Genomic DNA, 16,686 nt, shown 5'->3' with positions numbered 1-16,686 from the left:
TTGTTGTTCTTGCTCTTGCATTTTCGGCGTGACGGTCCTTATGACCTATTAGCTCCGATTCGGATACAGCTAAAATGCATAGTTGCGTTGCGTCATTTGCATGGCTTGCTGCATGTGCAGCACTAGGTGTCGTTGTCTTGTCAGGGATGGTCCTGCCAGATATAGGGACGACAACTGACGCATCAACCGTTTGTGAAGGAATTATGTCATGCCCAAGATCAATGGGAACGAAATTCGCCCCGGCAACGTGCTTGAGCATAATGACGGGCTGTGGGCGGCTGTAAAAGTAGACCATGTAAAGCCCGGTAAAGGCGGCGCTTTTGCACAGGTCGAACTGCGCAACTTGCGCAACGGGTCTAAATTGAACGAGCGGTTCCGGTCGGCGGACAAGGTCGAGCGTGTGCGGCTGGAACAGAAGGATCAGCAGTTCCTGTACGAATCCGACGGCATGCTGGTGTTCATGGATGCCGAGACCTATGAGCAGATCGAACTGCCTGCAGACCTGCTGGGCGAGCGTCGCCCGTTTCTGCAGGACGGCATGACCATCGTGGTCGAGTTTTACGAATCCGAGGCGCTGAACGCCACGCTGCCCCAAAAGGTCACTTGCCAGATCGTCGAGACCGAGCCGGTGGTCAAAGGTCAGACCGCTGCGAACTCGTTCAAACCGGCGGTTCTGGACAATGGCGTCAAGGTTATGGTGCCTCCGTTCATCGGTCAGGACGAGATGATTGTGGTGAACACCGAAACCATGGAATATTCTGAGCGCGCCTGATCGCCGCCCGTATGTATTGAAACAGACCGCGCTAGCCTGCCGCTGCGCGGTCTTTTTATGTGCGGTGGCGATAGCGTGTCGGATCAGGGCCAAACAGCTCTAGCATCAACTCATACTTGATCCGGTTGGCGCTGACTTGCCGGTAAAAGGCGATCAAGAAGGCCGTGGGTCCCTGAATGCGGCCGAGGCCACTGGTGGCGGCCACAACGGTCCCCACATCGGTTTTTCCTTCAAGCACCAGCCAGCCGCCTAGCATCAAAATGCCGACCGTTCCCGCGCCGTTGATCACGCTCAGCAAGAACTTGGCTGAGAGCTTCCACAGGAACATTCGTTTGCGGGTTTCATAGATGTCGTCGAACAGGGCATTGATATCCTGCTCGACCGCGTCAAGATCCTCGGTTGTCAGCTGATCGGTCGCACTGCGCAGGATGCGGACGCGTTCGGCCACGAAGACATTCACTTTGCGCTGCGAGACCAGAACGATGATGATCTGCGGCACGATCATCGAAAAGGCGATCAGGCCCAGCCCCGGCTGCGTGGATGAGATATAGCCGATGACACTGATCAACGTGCCGATCTGGACCACCGGGTCCGAGAATGCGCCGCCTGCGAATTTGCCCAGCTCCTCCGCCTCGGCCGAGATTGCCGTGGTCATGGTGCCCTTGCGCACGCTCTCGCCGGTTTCGTTGATGTCTGAGGACCGCCAAAGCAGGCGTTGGCGGATCAAGCGGATCATGTCCTCGCCCAAAGTACCCGCGCGGTAACCCAGAACCCATTTCAACGCGAGGCTCAGCAGGATCACCCCCATCATGCCAAGACCCAGATAGACCAGGCGTTCTGCGCCCACATCGAGCGAGGTCAGATGGTTGACGATTGCGCGTTGAAACTCCAGCGGAACAGCGGCCAGAGCGGCCACGGCCACCGAGAGTAGGATCAGTAGGATCTGACGCCCGGCGCTTGCGCGCCAAATTGCGGAGTAAAGTCTGAGCATGCGGGTATCCGGTTCATTCGAATAGCCGCACTGTGGCAGGGCGGGGACCGGGGTTCAAAGGGTCAGCGTTGAAACCGCTTTGGCCACGTGCCGATTGAGCAACAAAAAATCAGTCGATCAGACGGATCGTGGCCGCGTCGGCCTGCATGTCACCGGTTGCCCGATCAAAGCGCAGATAGGCGATGGCGTGGCCGCCCGATTGCGTGAACAGGGTGCCCACCGGCTTGCCGTTGGCCTCAATCGCGCTGCCCACAGGGGCTGCCCCGTCGATGGCGACGCGACACAGTCCTTTGCGCAGCTCAGTCTTGTGTTTCATGCGCGCAGTCACCTCTTGACCGACATAGCAGCCCTTTTTGAAGTCGACGCCCTGCAGCGGTTCGAACCGGGATTCGAGGATATAGCTGTCCGGGTGCAATTCGATGCCGGTTTCGGGAATACAATGGCGCACGCGGATTGCGTCCCAATCGGTATCATCATCGCTTTCCGTCGACGCGATGTAAGCCCGCCAGCCCAAGTCAGGATGACGCGGGTCAGGCAGTGCGCCCTCTGGCGCAGGCCCGGTGCCACGATGCAGGTTAAGGTCCGAGGCCTCGATCGCCACATCCGCCCGCAGCTTGTACATGCCTAACCGTTTGATCAGGCCATCCGCCAACGACTCGGCCACATCCAGCAACACGGCGTCGCCGTCGCGTTTCAGGAAGAAATCGGCCAGGTATTTGCCCTGCGGCGTCAATAGCGCGGCATAGACCAGCCCTGCATCCAGCCCGCTGATGTCATTTGTGATCAGGTCCTGCAAAAAGCTCTCGGTATCCGAGCCGGTCAGGCGCAATATGCGACGGGTTGGCATGGCGTGGTCCTTATCATCTGCCTCGGCCCCGAGATATAGGGAGTTTTGTGGCCGAGACCAGTAGGTTTCGGTGCTTTGACAGGCCTGCACTAGCTGTCTGCCTGCGCTTTGCTAGGGCTGTCAGGCGCTGTATCGGTCACCTCCTGCGGCGCGTCAGGATGCAGCGTTGTCCGCAGCTCGACAATGGATTTCCCCAATCGGAAGGGCGCGGCAAAACTGACAAGACACAGCGCTACGATCTGTAGAACAAGAATGTGTGCGTTGGCCTGCAGATACTCCCATTCATCTTTCAGCTTGCTGACCTGCTCGATCAGCTCATCGTAGCTTTGGGCGAGGATCAGATAGTCTCCGGCAATTGCGGGGACTTTGCGGCGCAAATTGTCGATGGCGGTTTGGGTTTCGTCATCCAGCGAGGTGAAGACCAGAAATTGTTCAATATCGAATGCATCGGCTTTGGCAGCCATCTCCTCCATCTCGTCTTTTTCTTGCCGACCGAACAGGAAATGCAAACCCTGCAGGGGGGCGACCTCGTTTGTGACCGCGATGAAAAGAGGCAGATCGGTATTGCTGGCGGTTGAGGCCGACAGAAACTCGACCTTTTCGCACAAGGCACCGGTGTCGGGGTCATAGGCGGGGTCGCAAAACCGCAACCGGAACCGCGCCGCATCACGGTCAAAAGCCGAGGATGCTGCGTAGGCCACGTCTATCTGCCGATCCAGCCGCGAGCTGTCGGATGTATAAAGCCCCGCTAGAACGGCTACCAGAGCGCCGATCCCGCCGAGGACCACCCAAACCAAATCGGCCAGCTTCCACGCCCTGTGCCCGGCTGGTTTACGAAACAGAAAGCCCGTTCCAACCGATCCGATCAGGAAGAATAGGATCAGCAGAGGCAATTGGTTTTCGGTCACAAAAGTCATGAGACAAGTTTAAGTGGTCCGCCCCCTCACGCAACAGCGATCACGCGCTGTTGTTTCGTCTTTCAGGATGACCATACTGGGCGGAAATAGGTGGGAGGTTTTTATGAAGAAGCATATTGTCCTGATCCACGGCGCGTTTGCCGGCCCTTGGTGTATGGAGGACTACGCTGGTTTTTTCCGTGACCGCGGTTGGACGGTCCACACCCCGGCTCTGCGGTATCACGATGCGGACCCCAAGGCCGAACCTGATCCGGGCCTGACTGACACGAGCGTCATGGACTATGCGGATGATATCGCGGAGTTTGTCGAAGGGCTCGACAGCAAGCCTGTGCTGCTGGGCCACGCCATTGCCGGGGTCGTGGCGCAACAGGTCGCCGCGCGCGGCCTGGCCAGTGCAATCGTGCTGATCAACCCAAACGCCGCCTGGGGCACTCTGCCCGAGACCGACGATGAACGCGCCGTGCCGCGTGCGTTGATGGAGGGTGGGGCCTTCTGGAAGCAGCCCATGCGGGTCGATTTCGATCTCATGGCCCCGTTCGCGCTGAACAAGCTGCCCGAGGCGCAACAACACGCGGTCTTCGATCGGCTTGGTCCGGAAAGCGGGCGGGTGATGTTCGAGATGTTCTTCTGGATGTTCGACGACCACCACGCGATGAAAGTGGATATCGACAAGGTCGAATGCCCCGTGCTGATAGTGTCCGGCACCGAGGACCGGGCCGTGAACCCCAACACCTGCCGCGCCTTAGCGGATCTCTACGGAGACCGTGCGACCTTTTTGCCTGCCGAAAACCACGCACATTTCTTGTTCATGGAACCGGGATGGGAGGGACCAGTCGCGCAGATCGCGGACTGGCTGGATCAAAAGGTGGGGTAGGGCGGCAGGCTCGTTAGTTATTGGTAGAGAATGTACTCTGTGGTCGCCATTTCAGGGTACCGTCGCTGTCGCGGTGGCATCGTAACAGGCGTTCCTGCACGGTGGAAATTGTGTCGGTGACGGTGTTGTCGCCGACCAGCAGGACAAAGGCGTCTTCGGAATAGGCCAAGCCTTCGTAGTAGCAGAACCGGCTCTCGGCCCCATCCGGTATGGGCGATGCAAGGCTAAGCGTTTGCTGCGCGGCGGCGGTCGAGGCCAGTACGGCCAGCGCCAGACCTAGGGTAAGTGTTTTCATGTCGTCCTCCTGTTCGAAACTCTGTTCGTGGTTAGATTGGGTCTTGGACGCTCGGAACCTCAAATGTCGTTCTTGGATGACGGTTTGAGGGTAAGTGTGAACGGGATCAACGGGTTAGGCAAGGGGGTTGCGGTGTGCCGGGCTGAAGCCCGGCCTACGGGGATATCGCTGAGATCGGACGCCGGGATTGTGGTGGTGTAGGATGGGTGTTTACACCCATCTGGAGGCGGGAAATTTGATGGGTTGGAAACCCATCCTACGCTTGCTTCGGGGGGCGAAGATGCCGCGCGTTATCGACTTACATGGGCGAGAAGGATTGCTTGGGAATAGTTAGGCAGACTCACTAAGAGGGCCAAAATAGCTTTCGTAAGCTATGTTCAGCATATTCTGATAGTGAAATGAGGCTTCGTATGAAATCGTGCTGACAGCAATGTTAGGTCGATCGCCAAGCCAGATTGAGAGATCCCCGTCGTGTGTTTTGGATATTGGCGAGAACTCAAGGTGCGCGACTAACCCATCTACGTAAACTCTAGCGAAAGGTACCTGCTTCTCGTTTTTGCCATCTGAACTTGGTTGTAATTTCGTATCAATGATGGGGAATGATTGTGTGCTTCTCCCTTGGTAGACAACTGGATAAGTGACACTGGAAGTTCCAAGCATGAGGTTCTCTGCTTCAAGATGGCATCTCGCGCCATTACCTCAACTTCCTCGGGAAGCTGAAAGTACTTCATATCAGCTATTTGGGAAACACTAGCTCGCCATGCGATACTCCAAAAAAACCTCCAGATGGCTTCCTGATTGATTTTTTTGACGGTACGTAGGCCATGGTCTGGCAGGTACGGGCCAATCGGCTCGAAAACCGGTGGCACGATTCCCCAACCTGACCACACCAATTTCGCTCGTCTCAGTTCCTTTATAGCTACGTCATCGATCGCGCTTAGAATGTCTTCGCCGGCACGTGCCACTAGTGAAGCGTCATACCAACTCGTCCAACGCCTTCTATGGCCTTCACCTTTTGTCGACTGAAGAAGCGGCTCACCGTTTATTGCAGGACGAGTGAAGGCTTGCGGTAAAATATGGCATTTGACGAGCTTGTCGGTCTTCCCAGTGAGGAGGCAGGTGCCGATTTTCTTGTTAGCCACTAAACATCCAACTCTTCCACAAACCGCGCGTTCTCCTGAATATACTGGAACCGCAGTTCGGGTTTTTTGCCCATCAGGCGCTCGACCAGATCGCCGGTTTCGCCGGGTTCGTCCTCGTCGATGGTGACGCGGATCAGTTTGCGGGATGCCGGGTCCATCGTGGTCTCTTTCAGGTCCTTGGCATCCATTTCACCCAGCCCCTTGAAGCGTGAGACGTCGATCTTGCCTTTGCCGCCCAGACCTTTTTCAAGCCATTCGTCACGCTCGGCCTCGTCCAGACAATAGACGCGTTTGGCCCCTTGGGTCAGGCGGTAGAGGGGCGGGCAGGCGAGGTAAAGGTGGCCCGCGTCGATCATCGGGCGCATTTGGGTGAAGAAGAACGTCATCAGCAGCGAGGCGATATGCGCCCCGTCCACATCCGCGTCGGTCATGATGATGATCTTGTCATAGCGCAGGTCGTCGACGTTGAACTTGGTGCCAAGGCCCACACCCAGAGCTTGGGTCAAGTCGTTGATCTCGGCATTGGTGCCCAGTTTCGAACTGGCCGCGCCCAGCACATTCAGGATTTTGCCGCGCAGGGGCAAAAGGGCCTGTGTCTTGCGATCGCGACCCATTTTGGCCGATCCGCCCGCAGAATCGCCTTCGACGATGAATAATTCGGTTCCGTCGCGTGTTGAACTTGAGCAGTCCACCAGCTTGCCGGGGAGACGAAGTTTCTTAGTGGCGGATTTGCGTTGTGTTTCCTTCTCGGCCCGTCGGCGCAGACGTTCCTCAGCCCTCAGAATGAGGAAGTCCAGAATCGCGCCGGCGGACTTGGTGTCAGCCGCCAGCCAGTTGTCGAAATGGTCCCTGACAGAGTTTTCGACCAGCCGTTGCGCCTCGACCGTTGCAAGGCGGTCTTTGGTCTGGCCGACGAATTCGGGCTCGCTGATAAAGCACGACACCAGCGCGCAGCCGCCGGTGATCAGGTCATCGCGGGTGATCTGACCGGCCTTCTTGTTGTTGATCAGTTCCCCGTAGGCCTTGATTCCCTTAAGAACCGCCGCCCAGAAACCGGCGACATGGGTGCCGCCTTCGGGCGTGGGGACGGTGTTACAGTAGGACTGGATGAACCCGTCGCGCGAGGGCGTCCAATTGATCGCCCATTCGACCTTGCCCGGCGTTCCGAATTTCTCGTTGAAGTCCACGGTGCCCGCGAAGGGCTGCTCGGCATAGGTGGAGGAGCCGTTCATCGTCTCCTTCAGATAGTCCGACAGGCCGCCGGGGAAGTGGAACGTGGCCTCGGTTGGTGTTTCACCGTCATCAATGGCAGATTTCCAGCGGATTTCGACGCCCGAGAACAGGTAGGCCTTGGAGCGGATGGATTTGAACAGCCGCGCCGGTTTGAACTTATGGTGACCGAAGATCTCGGCATCCGCGTGGAAGGTTACGGTCGTACCGCGCCGGTTCGGCGCCGCGCCGACCTTTTCGACTGGACCCAGGGGGATCCCGCGCGAGAATCGCTGCTCGAACAGCGTTTTGTCCCGCGCTACCTGTACGACCATCGAATCCGACAGCGCGTTGACGACCGACGCACCCACACCGTGCAGACCGCCCGAGGTCTGATAAGCCTTGCCCGAGAATTTGCCGCCCGCGTGCAGGGTACATAGGATGACCTCAAGCGCGGATTTGTCGGGGAATTTGGGGTGCGGGTCGATAGGAATACCGCGCCCGTTGTCGCGTACGGTCAGGGCGTAATCGGAATGCAGTTCGACCTCGATCCGGTTGGCGTGACCAGCGACCGCCTCGTCCATGGAGTTGTCGAGAATCTCAGCGACCATGTGGTGCAAAGCGCGCTCATCGGTGCCGCCGATATACATACCGGGGCGTTTTCGAACCGGCTCCAGCCCTTCAAGCACCTCGATCGAGGAGGCGTCATAAGTGGCGGTCGCGCTGGGCGTCAACAGATCGTCGGGCATCGGTGCTGCTCTTGTTTTTGAGTTTCCCCCATTATGGCAGGTGATGTGGGTCGGGGGAAGAGGGACCCGAGGTATTGTGGATGGATTGCCCAAATGTCGGCGATTGACACCCTACAAAGACAGCCAAAGCGCCCCATCCCTGTACCCGCCACGCACGGAATACTCCGGTTGCAAAACCGCGCCAAACTCCTCGGCCCAGTCGCGGAAGCGGTCGTTTGATACGACGATTGCTCTATAATCTTTTGCAACTTGCAGCACCAGGGGGTCGGCGGGCGTACCGCTGGGGGCCACCATGACGCGATCCTCGGGCAGGTTTAGCAGATCGGCAAGGGCGTTGTGGTGCAGGTAGCGGCCCTTGATCTTGTAGCCCACATTGGCGTCGAAGACTACGCCGGGCGTTAGACCCGCGCGGGTCAGTTTCTCGACTACTTCTCGCACCGTTTCTATGCGAGGTTCGCCATCCTTCCAGTGCATGACATTCGATCCGTCGACAACGGCCCAGCTGCGTGGCTTGTGTTTAAGCCACCTTGCCAGGATCAAAAGCGCACTCGCCATGGCACAAGGGGCAGTTAGCAAAAGCCAATCGGTTGAAATCAGAGAGAGCGCGGCAAAGGCAGTAGCGGCGGAGGATAGAAGAAAAGCAAAAATGAGAATACGCACGGTGGCCTCTGGCAAGGAATCGCGTCTGGGGTGAAGAATCTGGAGGGAGTTCAACCCTTTTGGCATCTGTTTTCAATAGCGGTTGATTGTTTGCCTCAAATGTAGCCAAGCTGTGTGTGACCTAAAATGTTCAAGGAAAAAGGGGCCTCGTTTCAATGAGCTGGATCAAAACCGTGCCATTTCAGGAAGCGACCGGTAAGCTAAAAAAGTTGTATGACCGGGTGACTGGGCCCGACAATAATGTGGACAACATCATGATGGCGCATTCCCTGCGCCCGCATTCGATGGAAGGCCACATGACGCTGTACAAAAACGTGCTGCATCATTCGGCCAACACGATCCCCAAATGGTTTCTGGAGACGCTCGGTGTTTGGGTCAGTGCGTTGAACACCTGTTCCTATTGCGTCGAGCATCACTTCAACGGTCTGCAACGGCTTCTGGCCGATCCTCCAAGGGGTGATGCGATCCGCGCGGCGATTGAGGCGGGCGACCCGGAGGCCGCGCCTTTGAACGCGGCGCAGATCGCAGCGATGCACCATGCGCGTAAGTTGACCGAGGCGCCCGGCGCCATGGTCGAGGCCGATGTCACAGCCCTGCGCGACGCCGGGTGGGACGACGGAGAAATCCTCGAGATCAATCAGGTCTGCGCATATTTCAACTACGCCAACCGAACGGTTCTAGGCTTGGGCTGTTCGACTAAGGGGGACGTGCTGGGGCTGTCGCCTAGCAACTCGGATAATCCCGATGATTGGGGGCACCGCTAGGTTGGTCATCTCGGAAGCCCCAGTTTTTTCGTCGAAATTCGTCCCAATTTGATCCCAATCAACGCGGGATCTTGCGCTTTTTGCTAGCTCGTTCTCAAGACAAGAACAACAAGAGGACAGCTGAATGGAAACGACCGCCCAGAAGAAACCCGGAGCCGTTAACATCAAGGTAGTGCCGACACCTGCACCCGAACCGGCCGTGCCCAGCGCCGAGAAGATTCGGCACGCGTTCGAAAGCGGGAAGTACCCCTATGGTCGCAAGATGGCACGCAAGCACTACGAGACGCAGAAAGCCAAGTTGCAGGCCGAATTGCTGAAGGTTCAGCATTGGGCTCAGGATACGGGCCAGCGTTTCGTTTTGTTGTTCGAGGGTCGCGACGCTGCGGGCAAGGGCGGTACCATCAAGCGCTTCATGGAACATCTCAACCCGCGTCAGGCGCGTGTCGTCGCGCTCAACAAGCCGACGTGGGAGGAGAAAGGCCAGTGGTATTACCAGCGCTACATTCAGGAGCTGCCCACCGTTGGCGAAATGGTGTTCTACGACCGCTCCTGGTACAACCGTGCCGGCGTTGAGCGGGTGATGGGCTTTTGCGATCCCAACGAGTATCTGGAATTCATGCGTCAAACCCCGGATTTGGAACGGATGCTGGTACGCTCGGGCATCAATCTCTACAAATACTGGTTCTCGGTAACACAGGAAGAACAGCAGCGCCGCTTCAAGAGCCGCGAGACCGACCCACTGAAACAGTGGAAGCTGTCGCCCATCGACAAGGCCAGCTTGGACAAGTGGGACGACTACACTGAGGCGAAAGAGGCGATGTTCTTCTACACCGACACCGCCGATGCGCCATGGACCGTCGTCAAATCCAACGACAAGAAACGCGCGCGCCTGAACTGCATGCGCCATTTCCTGTCGACGCTGGATTATCCGGACAAAGACGTCTCCGTAGTTGATCAGCCTGATCCGCTGATCGTCGGTCAGGCGCATCATGTGATTCACCGCTCGGATCATATTCTCGGAACGGCGCTGCACCCGGACGCCAAATCCAACTAAAACGCAAAGTGGAAAGAAGCCGTTTAGTGCCAACCTGCAACGGCTTCTTCTTTCGGCGGGCTTCCATCTAAAGTCTCACACTGAGTTTTTCTTTTCTGCCTTGATTTTGGGCAGGGCGCGGGCCTATGGCTGGCGAGATGACGAAAGTGATGACATATCCCGCCCATTTCCGGGCGATTGCTGTGCTTGGCCTACCGCTGGTTGGCGGGCATTTGGCGCAGTTCGCAATCGGCCTAACCGATACAGTGATGCTCGGCTGGTACGGGGTTGAGGCCCTGGCCGCAGTGACACTGGCAAGCAGCTACTACTTTGTGTTGTTCCTATTTGGGGCCGGATTTGGCTGGGCCGTTATGCCCATGGTAGCGACGGCCGCCGCGGAAGAGGATGAGACCAGCATCCGCCGCTCGACCCGCATGGGCTTGTGGCTGTCACTGCTCTATGCCGCACTGATGATGCCACTGCTATGGTGGTCCTATCCCATCCTGATTGCCCTGAAACAGGAGCCGCAGGTGGCGCAGACCGCCTCGGAATATCTTCGCGTTGCAGGATGGGGGTTGTTTCCTGCGCTGCTGGTGATGGTGCTGAAGTCCTATCTGGCCGCGTTGGAGCGTACTCAGATCGTGCTATGGATCACCGTGATCGCTGCGGTCGTGAATGGCGTCACGAATTATGCATTGATCTTCGGCAATTGGGGCGCGCCCGAGCTTGGGGTCATGGGGGCAGCAATTGCGTCCGTGGTGACTCAGATCGTATCTCTGGTTGCGGTTGTCATCTATGCGGTTCGGGTGCTGCCGGAACACAGTCTGTTTCAACGCTTCTGGCGTCCGGATTGGGACATGTTTGGCAGGGTTTTGCGGCTGGGCGTTCCGATTGGCCTGACCACACTTGCCGAAGTCACACTGTTTGCGACCTCAGCGATTATGATGGGGTGGCTGGGGCAGGTGCCGCTGGCGGCGCATGGGATTGCCCTCAACCTCGCTTCGGCCACCTTCATGGTGCATCTGGGCCTGTCAAACGCGGCGACCATTCGCGCGGGCAACGCGCTGGGCCGCCGCGACCGCGCGCATCTGGAGCGTGGCGCGATTGCGGTGACGGGGATGTCTCTGGTCGTGTCCGTGCTGACGATCATACTGTTCCTAACCTGTGCCGAGCCTCTGATCTCGCTATTTATGGAGGCCGACAACGCACAGCGCGGCGAGATTTTGGCGATTGGCACCGGCCTTTTGGCCATGGCAGCCCTGTTTCAGCTGGTCGATGGTGCGCAGGTTATCGCGCTGGGCCTGCTGCGCGGTTTGCAGGATGCACAAGTGCCGATGATCATGGCAGCCCTCAGCTATTGGGTGATCGGAATCCCGGCCTCCTACTATTTCGGCTTCGTGCAGGGCATGGACGGAATTGGCGTCTGGATGGGCCTTGTGCTCGGGCTGGCCTTTGCGGCGGTCTTGCTGATGGCGCGGTTCTGGATGCGATCTGTCCGCGAGGTGGGCGTACCGGCCGAGTAACCCTCAGCCGCCTTTCAGCCGATCCGCTTTCTTGCGCACCAGAACCGAGCGCAAATCGTGCATCGCCATCAACAGCCGGCCGGTTACCTCTTCAAGCTGTTCCTCCGAGGCTTTGGACTGCGCCCATTGCGTGGTCAGGTTCAGGTAGTCGACGGCCCGGTGAATATCGTCAATATCGCGCTGGGCCAGCAGGGCCTTGCGCGCATCCATCCATCGGGCGATCTCGGCCTTGTCGGCCTCGGTCAGGCTGCGTTGACCATGTGGCTTGACCTCTCCGTTGCGGATATTGATGACCGCGATCTGATCCATCTCGATCCGCTGCTGCCGATTCTCGGTGTCGATCCTGAACACCACGGCCCCGTTTTCTCGGACACGGAAATAATACTCTGGCAGCTCTGCGGTCATGCGTGGCTCCGGCTTAGGTCAAAGAGGCACAGAAACGCTGGATACGCGTGCAGGCTTCGGTCAAGGCCTCATCCGAGGTTGCGTAGCTCACTCGGAAGTTCGGCGACAGGCCAAAGGCTGCACCGAAGACGACGGCAACGTCATGTTCTTCTAATAGGGCGGTAGCAAAGGCTTCATCCGAGTCGATCACCGTGCCTAGCGGCGTGGTCTTGCCAATCAGCCCCGCGATGGAGGGGTAGACATAAAACGCGCCTTCAGGCGTCGGGCAGGTGATTCCCTCGTTGGCGTTCAACATGCCGACGACCAGATCGCGGCGGCGTTTGAATGTCTCATTGTTGGGGGCCAGAAAGTCCTGCGTGCCGTTCAACGCCTCTACCGCTGCCCATTGGCTGACCGAGCAAGGGTTCGACGTAGACTGGGACTGGATCTTGCGCATAGCGGCAATGATCTCGACCGGACCGGCGGCATAGCCGATCCGCCAGCCGGTCATCGCATAAGCCTTGGAGACGCCATTGCAGGTCAGCGTGCGATCATAGAGGCCAGGCTCAACCTCGGCCGGCGTGCAGAACTCGAACCCGTCATAGGCAAGGTGTTCATACATATCGTCCGACATGATCCAGACATGCGGGTGGCGCATCAGAACGTCGGTCAGCGCTTTCAAATCGTCCCTGCTATAGCCCGCGCCTGTGGGATTCGAGGGCGAGTTGAAGATGAACCATTTGGTCTTGGGTGTGATCGCGGCTTCAAGCTGCTCGGGCGTCAATTTGAAGCTGTTTTCCAAAGTGGTCTCGACCACAACAGGCGTTCCGCCCGCCAGCAGGACCATATCGGGATAGCTGACCCAATAAGGCGCAGGGATAAGAACCTCATCACCTTCATTCATCGTCGCCATCAACGCGTTATATAGCGTCTGCTTACCGCCTGTTCCAACCGAGATCTGCGCGGGTGTGTAGTCCAGCCCATGATCGCGTTTCATCTTGGCGCAAGCCGCCTGTTTCAGCTCGGCAATGCCATCGGGCGCTGTATATTTCGTCTTGCCCGCAGCAATGGCCGCAACGGCTGCATCCTTGATGTTTTGCGGCGTATCGAAATCCGGCTCACCCGCGCTGAGGGCGATGATATCGCGCCCGGCGGCTTTCAACTCGGCTGCTTTTGCGGTCATCGCAACGGTCGGAGAGGGTTTTACGCGTGACAATGTCGCAGAAAGGAAACTCATGAGCGGCCTCGGTTTGTATGTTCAACCTGTCTGTCATAGGGTGCGCCCGATTGACGATCAAGCTGTATGAGACACCAGAATTGGAGACCCCGATGAACGACGAAACCGACTGGTACGGACCGGATGCTGCAACGTTCGGAGACAGACTAGCCGGGGCGCGCGAAGCGGCGGGGATGACGCAGGCACAATTGGCACGCCGTCTGGGGGTCAAGAAGGCGACGATCGCGGCCTGGGAGAACGACCTGTCCGAACCGCGCGCCAATCGCTTGTCGATGATGGCGGGCATGATCAACGTCTCGATCATGTGGCTGCTGACCGGGGAAGGCGAAGGCATGGAGGCCCCGGTAGAAGAGGGCGAAGCCAGTCTGGAACTGGCGGGCGCGGTTGCCGAATTGCGTGCCATTCGTGGCGAGATGCGTGCCAGCGCGGAGCGGGCCGCCCGTTTGGAAAAGAAACTGCGTTTGATGCTGGAGCAGGACAAGAATGACTGAAACACGCGAGGTTCGGATCAAACGTCTGCAGATGCGATCCATGCGGCGTGGGATCAAAGAGATGGACCTGATCCTGTCGGCTTATGCCGAACGCAACCTGAACACGATGGATGCGGCCAGGCTGGATTTGTATGACGCACTTCTGAAGGAAAACGATCAGGACCTGTATCAATGGGTCACAGGGCAGGTGAATACGCCTGATCCTTTTGCTGAACTGATCTTGGATATCGCGCAAACGTTTCAAAAATAAAGAAAATCAGACTTAACCGATTTTTCGGAAATTCAGGTCATCGTGTCTGAAACGACACGGCTGAATCGGAGGGTCGGATGAGTGTGGAAATGCAGGTCTCTGCGTCGGGGGCCAAAGGTTTCATGACCAGCTATCTTGAGGCGCTTGCGTTGGTCGAGCGTCTGCATCGTCTGTTGCTGGATGTCATCAAGGATGAGTTCGAACGGGTGGGCGTGCTGGAAATCAACGCGGTTCAGGCGCTTTTGCTGTTCAACATCGGCGATCATGAGGTGACCGCTGGCGAATTGAAAAGCCGCGGCTACTATCAGGGCAGCAATGTCAGCTACAACCTCAAGAAACTGGTCGAGATGGGGTATATGCACCACCAACGCTGCGAGATTGACCGGCGCTCGGTCCGCGTTCGTCTGACGCCACAGGGGCGCGAGATTCGCGATATCGTGTCCGAGCTGTTTCTGCGCCATGCCGAAGGGTTACAGAACCGCGGCGTTCTGGGGTCGGAAGGGATTGAAGATATCACCACCTCGCTGCGTCGGGTCGAACGCTATTGGACGGACCAGATCCGCTATATCTATTGATCAGAGGCTTGGGATAGGATGATCCCCTGCAGCTCTCGGATCAGTTTGCGGGTCATGGCGTCCTTGTAGGCCTCAAAACCCAGTGCGACCTCGACAAACGCATCGGGGCCAAGGATGACCCAGGCGTTGTAATAAGCTGACAGCTCTCCAATCTGGACATCCCGTTGGTCGCCGTAGTTGGAGTCGTCGACACCGATCACCAAACCGTTGATGGTGATGCCCGTATCCTGCAGCAACGCTTTGGCGGCGCGTGGATGGAGGCCGAGATTATGTTTCCCATCTCCGGACAAATCCAAAGTGCGCTTCCAACAGTCCGGTTGTTGATTCAAGAGGTCCGCGCCAAACAGCATCGCATCGCCCACGGCTGTGCCTTGCGGCGCGGCGCTGCGGGTCACGTCTCCCAGTCTCGCCGCGATCCTGCCTAGATCAGATTCGGTGCGGATTTCGGTCCATTTTACAAGCACGCGCTGATGGCCGGGTTCGCTCCATTCGAACACCGCAAGGCGAACGGGAAATGCGGGATTTGCCAATATGATCTTGCGGATTTCAGGGCGCCGCAGCGCGGCGGCCAAGCCGTCGATCTGCAACCTGTACTCGTGAACGTCGACAGAGCCGGACACATCCAACCCAAGCGCCAGAGCTTGGCGACATTGCGCGGAAACGGATCCTGCCAGAAGGCAACAAACAATCGTGAGCAACCGGGTCATCTATGACCTGTTTCTTGCAGAGAACCGAGTTGCAAGCCGCTCAATTCTCGTTCCAGCTTGCGGCGCATGGCACGCTCAAAGTCTTCAAACCCCTGCGCGATTTCAAGAAAAGCACCCGGTCCGTGCAGAACGTTTTCCTGGAAGAATGGAACCAGAAACAACTCGCCCTCGAAATCGGCGGCATTGATCACCAACCCGTTCACCGTAACGGCGTCGAAGGGAAAATGTTTGTAAGCGATTTTAGGGCCATAGCCGTCATTGTTCGCCCCATCTCCGGAGAGATCAATGGTCCGAAACAGACAGTTCGGACCATCCTTTAGCATGGTGGCTCCGTAAGCCAACGCATGCCCCATCGCGGTGGCAGACCCGGAATCTGAACGCTCGGACTGGCTGATCCGGGTTGCGGCTGCCAGCAGGTCGCCTTCGTTTTCTATCATCTTCCAAGGCAAGACAACGTGCTGCGTGGATCGGCCGCTCCATTCATAAACGGCCAGCGCAACAGGAGCGGGAGACGAGAAAAAAGCGGCCTGAACCTCGGGCGCGAGCATCGCGGCGGCAAGGCCCTGACGTTGCAGCGCATCCTCGGCCTGATCTACTGAGACCGAGATATCCAGCGCCAGCAAAAGGGCCAAGCGGCAGCCCTCGGCCTGCGCGGGGCTGGCCAACGCGGCCAACCCCAGTGCTGTCAGAGTGCGGATCACCAGTGCCCGGTACTCTCCATGCTGCTCCATGGCTCGGCGGGCTCGAGTGCGTCACCGTTCTGCAGCAGCTCGACCGAGATGTTGTCGGGCGACCGAATGAACGCCATCCGACCGTCGCGAGGCGGGCGGTTGATCACGACGCCATTGTCCTGCAGGTGCTGGCAGGTCTCGTAGATGTTGTCGACACCATAGGCGAGATGACCGAAATGGCGGCTGTCACTCGGCAGCGCATCGTCACCGTCCCAGTTATAGGTCAGCTCGAGCGGGCGATCCTCCTGCCCGGGAGGGGCCATGAAGATCAGCGTGAACCGGCCTTGTTCACTTTCGTGGCGGCGCGTTTCCTTCAGGCCTAGCAGCTCATAGAACGCCATTGATTTCTCAAGATCCTTCACGCGGACCATGGTGTGCAAATATCTCAGCCCCATCTTGGCCTTCCTCCTTTTCTTCGCTTGGTGCGCAGCTTAGCGCGGTTGCGCGAGGTGTCGAGAGGGGCGGCGAACACGATTTCGAACTTCGCGCCGTTTACGGCAGATATCGCGGTTCCAGTGGTGGAGTTGACGATATA

The 16,686-nt window shown here is 57.9% G+C and carries 19 protein-coding genes; 8 read left to right on the top strand and 11 right to left on the bottom strand.

Annotated features, from left to right (window positions below):
* Window positions 1-208: 208 nt before the first annotated feature.
* Window positions 209-772 carry an elongation factor P gene (gene efp, locus ACR0KL_RS03290; RefSeq protein WP_170459112.1) on the top strand — a complete coding sequence of 188 codons (564 nt, stop codon included), beginning with the start codon at window positions 209-211 and terminating at the stop codon, window positions 770-772.
* Between the two features lie 55 nt (window positions 773-827).
* On the opposite strand, the gene ACR0KL_RS03285 is transcribed toward efp, so the two are convergent.
* From ACR0KL_RS03285 to ACR0KL_RS03275, 3 genes are all read right to left on the bottom strand, one after another.
* Entirely contained in the window at window positions 828-1,763 is a 936-nt protein-coding gene (locus ACR0KL_RS03285) for an ABC transporter transmembrane domain-containing protein (protein ID WP_170639490.1), read from the bottom strand.
* A 109-nt stretch (window positions 1,764-1,872) separates the two neighbouring features.
* Window positions 1,873-2,610, bottom strand: a complete 738-nt coding sequence (gene ygfZ / locus ACR0KL_RS03280) for a CAF17-like 4Fe-4S cluster assembly/insertion protein YgfZ (protein ID WP_480776631.1) — start codon at window positions 2,608-2,610, stop codon at window positions 1,873-1,875.
* A gap of 89 nt (window positions 2,611-2,699) precedes the next feature.
* Window positions 2,700-3,527, bottom strand: a complete 828-nt coding sequence (locus tag ACR0KL_RS03275; RefSeq protein WP_419739984.1) for a hypothetical protein — start codon at window positions 3,525-3,527, stop codon at window positions 2,700-2,702.
* A 103-nt stretch (window positions 3,528-3,630) separates the two neighbouring features.
* Here ACR0KL_RS03275 and ACR0KL_RS03270 point away from each other — a divergent pair, with 103 nt between their 5' ends.
* A complete protein-coding gene (locus ACR0KL_RS03270) occupies window positions 3,631-4,401 on the top strand; it encodes an alpha/beta fold hydrolase (RefSeq protein ID WP_170676587.1) in 771 nt (256 codons plus the stop codon).
* A 13-nt stretch (window positions 4,402-4,414) separates the two neighbouring features.
* Here ACR0KL_RS03270 and ACR0KL_RS03265 read toward each other — a convergent pair whose 3' ends face one another.
* From ACR0KL_RS03265 to ACR0KL_RS03255, 3 genes are all read right to left on the bottom strand, one after another.
* Entirely contained in the window at window positions 4,415-4,696 is a 282-nt protein-coding gene (locus ACR0KL_RS03265) for a DUF1496 domain-containing protein (RefSeq protein WP_170676585.1), read from the bottom strand.
* Between the two features lie 1,141 nt (window positions 4,697-5,837).
* Window positions 5,838-7,796, bottom strand: a complete 1,959-nt coding sequence (parE, locus tag ACR0KL_RS03260; RefSeq protein ID WP_170374141.1) for a DNA topoisomerase IV subunit B — start codon at window positions 7,794-7,796, stop codon at window positions 5,838-5,840.
* A 111-nt stretch (window positions 7,797-7,907) separates the two neighbouring features.
* Window positions 7,908-8,456 carry an NYN domain-containing protein gene (locus ACR0KL_RS03255; protein ID WP_480776630.1) on the bottom strand — a complete coding sequence of 183 codons (549 nt, stop codon included), beginning with the start codon at window positions 8,454-8,456 and terminating at the stop codon, window positions 7,908-7,910.
* Window positions 8,457-8,611: 155 nt separating this feature from the next.
* Here ACR0KL_RS03255 and ACR0KL_RS03250 point away from each other — a divergent pair, with 155 nt between their 5' ends.
* The 3 genes from ACR0KL_RS03250 (at window position 8,612) to ACR0KL_RS03240 (ending at window position 11,776) form a co-directional block, all read left to right on the top strand.
* Entirely contained in the window at window positions 8,612-9,220 is a 609-nt protein-coding gene (locus ACR0KL_RS03250) for a peroxidase-related enzyme (RefSeq protein WP_170676579.1), read from the top strand.
* Window positions 9,221-9,344: 124 nt separating this feature from the next.
* Window positions 9,345-10,274: a polyphosphate kinase 2 gene (gene ppk2, locus ACR0KL_RS03245; protein ID WP_170676577.1), complete on the top strand. Its 930-nt coding sequence runs from the start codon at window positions 9,345-9,347 to the stop codon at window positions 10,272-10,274.
* A 149-nt stretch (window positions 10,275-10,423) separates the two neighbouring features.
* On the top strand, window positions 10,424-11,776 hold the full coding sequence (locus tag ACR0KL_RS03240) for an MATE family efflux transporter (RefSeq protein ID WP_480776629.1): 1,353 nt from the start codon (window positions 10,424-10,426) through the stop codon (window positions 11,774-11,776).
* A gap of 3 nt (window positions 11,777-11,779) precedes the next feature.
* Here the strand turns inward: ACR0KL_RS03240 and ACR0KL_RS03235 are convergent, their stop codons facing one another.
* Window positions 11,780-12,181, bottom strand: coding sequence for a hypothetical protein (locus ACR0KL_RS03235; protein WP_170676575.1), 402 nt, complete (start codon window positions 12,179-12,181; stop codon window positions 11,780-11,782).
* A gap of 13 nt (window positions 12,182-12,194) precedes the next feature.
* Window positions 12,195-13,397 carry a pyridoxal phosphate-dependent aminotransferase gene (locus tag ACR0KL_RS03230; protein ID WP_170676573.1) on the bottom strand — a complete coding sequence of 401 codons (1,203 nt, stop codon included), beginning with the start codon at window positions 13,395-13,397 and terminating at the stop codon, window positions 12,195-12,197.
* A gap of 92 nt (window positions 13,398-13,489) precedes the next feature.
* Between ACR0KL_RS03230 and ACR0KL_RS03225 the strand changes: the two genes are divergently transcribed.
* The 3 genes from ACR0KL_RS03225 (at window position 13,490) to ACR0KL_RS03215 (ending at window position 14,713) form a co-directional block, all read left to right on the top strand.
* Complete coding sequence (locus tag ACR0KL_RS03225; RefSeq protein WP_170374367.1) at window positions 13,490-13,888, top strand: helix-turn-helix transcriptional regulator; 399 nt, start codon at window positions 13,490-13,492, stop codon at window positions 13,886-13,888.
* Window positions 13,881-14,138 carry a succinate dehydrogenase assembly factor 2 gene (locus ACR0KL_RS03220; protein ID WP_170676571.1) on the top strand — a complete coding sequence of 86 codons (258 nt, stop codon included), beginning with the start codon at window positions 13,881-13,883 and terminating at the stop codon, window positions 14,136-14,138. Before ACR0KL_RS03225 ends, ACR0KL_RS03220 begins: the two co-directional genes overlap by 8 nt.
* A 77-nt stretch (window positions 14,139-14,215) precedes the next feature.
* Entirely contained in the window at window positions 14,216-14,713 is a 498-nt protein-coding gene (locus ACR0KL_RS03215; RefSeq protein ID WP_170676569.1) for a winged helix DNA-binding protein, read from the top strand.
* Here ACR0KL_RS03215 and ACR0KL_RS03210 read toward each other — a convergent pair.
* The 3 genes from ACR0KL_RS03210 to ACR0KL_RS03200 are packed head-to-tail and all read right to left on the bottom strand — an operon-like array spanning window position 14,707 to window position 16,546.
* Entirely contained in the window at window positions 14,707-15,420 is a 714-nt protein-coding gene (locus ACR0KL_RS03210) for a DUF1194 domain-containing protein (RefSeq protein WP_170676567.1), read from the bottom strand. The genes ACR0KL_RS03215 and ACR0KL_RS03210 overlap by 7 nt on opposite strands.
* Window positions 15,417-16,151, bottom strand: a complete 735-nt coding sequence (locus ACR0KL_RS03205) for a DUF1194 domain-containing protein (protein ID WP_170676565.1) — start codon at window positions 16,149-16,151, stop codon at window positions 15,417-15,419. Before ACR0KL_RS03205 ends, ACR0KL_RS03210 begins: the two co-directional genes overlap by 4 nt.
* Window positions 16,118-16,546: a VOC family protein gene (locus ACR0KL_RS03200; RefSeq protein WP_170374130.1), complete on the bottom strand. Its 429-nt coding sequence runs from the start codon at window positions 16,544-16,546 to the stop codon at window positions 16,118-16,120. Before ACR0KL_RS03200 ends, ACR0KL_RS03205 begins: the two co-directional genes overlap by 34 nt.
* Between the last annotated feature and the right edge of the window lie 140 nt (window positions 16,547-16,686).

The sequence above is a fragment of the Ruegeria sp. C8 genome, assembly GCF_056537565.1.
Note: the sequence above shows the minus strand (reverse complement) of the source record. Positions and strands in the feature narration are given on the sequence as shown.

What these genes read in the sequence shown, in the direction of transcription:
- ACR0KL_RS03200 (WP_170374130.1), bottom strand. Translation starts at nt 16,546, where the DNA reads ATGGGGCTGAGATATTTGCACACCATGGTCCGCGTGAAGGATCTTGAG.
- ACR0KL_RS03240 (WP_480776629.1), top strand. Translation starts at nt 10,424, where the DNA reads ATGACATATCCCGCCCATTTCCGGGCGATTGCTGTGCTTGGCCTACCG.
- ACR0KL_RS03230 (WP_170676573.1), bottom strand. Translation starts at nt 13,397, where the DNA reads ATGAGTTTCCTTTCTGCGACATTGTCACGCGTAAAACCCTCTCCGACC.
- ACR0KL_RS03275 (WP_419739984.1), bottom strand. Translation starts at nt 3,527, where the DNA reads ATGACTTTTGTGACCGAAAACCAATTGCCTCTGCTGATCCTATTCTTC.
- ppk2 (WP_170676577.1), top strand. Translation starts at nt 9,345, where the DNA reads ATGGAAACGACCGCCCAGAAGAAACCCGGAGCCGTTAACATCAAGGTA.
- ACR0KL_RS03225 (WP_170374367.1), top strand. Translation starts at nt 13,490, where the DNA reads ATGAACGACGAAACCGACTGGTACGGACCGGATGCTGCAACGTTCGGA.
- ACR0KL_RS03220 (WP_170676571.1), top strand. Translation starts at nt 13,881, where the DNA reads ATGACTGAAACACGCGAGGTTCGGATCAAACGTCTGCAGATGCGATCC.
- ACR0KL_RS03250 (WP_170676579.1), top strand. Translation starts at nt 8,612, where the DNA reads ATGAGCTGGATCAAAACCGTGCCATTTCAGGAAGCGACCGGTAAGCTA.
- ygfZ (WP_480776631.1), bottom strand. Translation starts at nt 2,610, where the DNA reads ATGCCAACCCGTCGCATATTGCGCCTGACCGGCTCGGATACCGAGAGC.
- parE (WP_170374141.1), bottom strand. Translation starts at nt 7,796, where the DNA reads ATGCCCGACGATCTGTTGACGCCCAGCGCGACCGCCACTTATGACGCC.
- ACR0KL_RS03270 (WP_170676587.1), top strand. Translation starts at nt 3,631, where the DNA reads ATGAAGAAGCATATTGTCCTGATCCACGGCGCGTTTGCCGGCCCTTGG.
- ACR0KL_RS03285 (WP_170639490.1), bottom strand. Translation starts at nt 1,763, where the DNA reads ATGCTCAGACTTTACTCCGCAATTTGGCGCGCAAGCGCCGGGCGTCAG.
- efp (WP_170459112.1), top strand. Translation starts at nt 209, where the DNA reads ATGCCCAAGATCAATGGGAACGAAATTCGCCCCGGCAACGTGCTTGAG.
- ACR0KL_RS03265 (WP_170676585.1), bottom strand. Translation starts at nt 4,696, where the DNA reads ATGAAAACACTTACCCTAGGTCTGGCGCTGGCCGTACTGGCCTCGACC.
- ACR0KL_RS03215 (WP_170676569.1), top strand. Translation starts at nt 14,216, where the DNA reads ATGAGTGTGGAAATGCAGGTCTCTGCGTCGGGGGCCAAAGGTTTCATG.
- ACR0KL_RS03210 (WP_170676567.1), bottom strand. Translation starts at nt 15,420, where the DNA reads ATGACCCGGTTGCTCACGATTGTTTGTTGCCTTCTGGCAGGATCCGTT.
- ACR0KL_RS03235 (WP_170676575.1), bottom strand. Translation starts at nt 12,181, where the DNA reads ATGACCGCAGAGCTGCCAGAGTATTATTTCCGTGTCCGAGAAAACGGG.
- ACR0KL_RS03205 (WP_170676565.1), bottom strand. Translation starts at nt 16,151, where the DNA reads ATGGAGCAGCATGGAGAGTACCGGGCACTGGTGATCCGCACTCTGACA.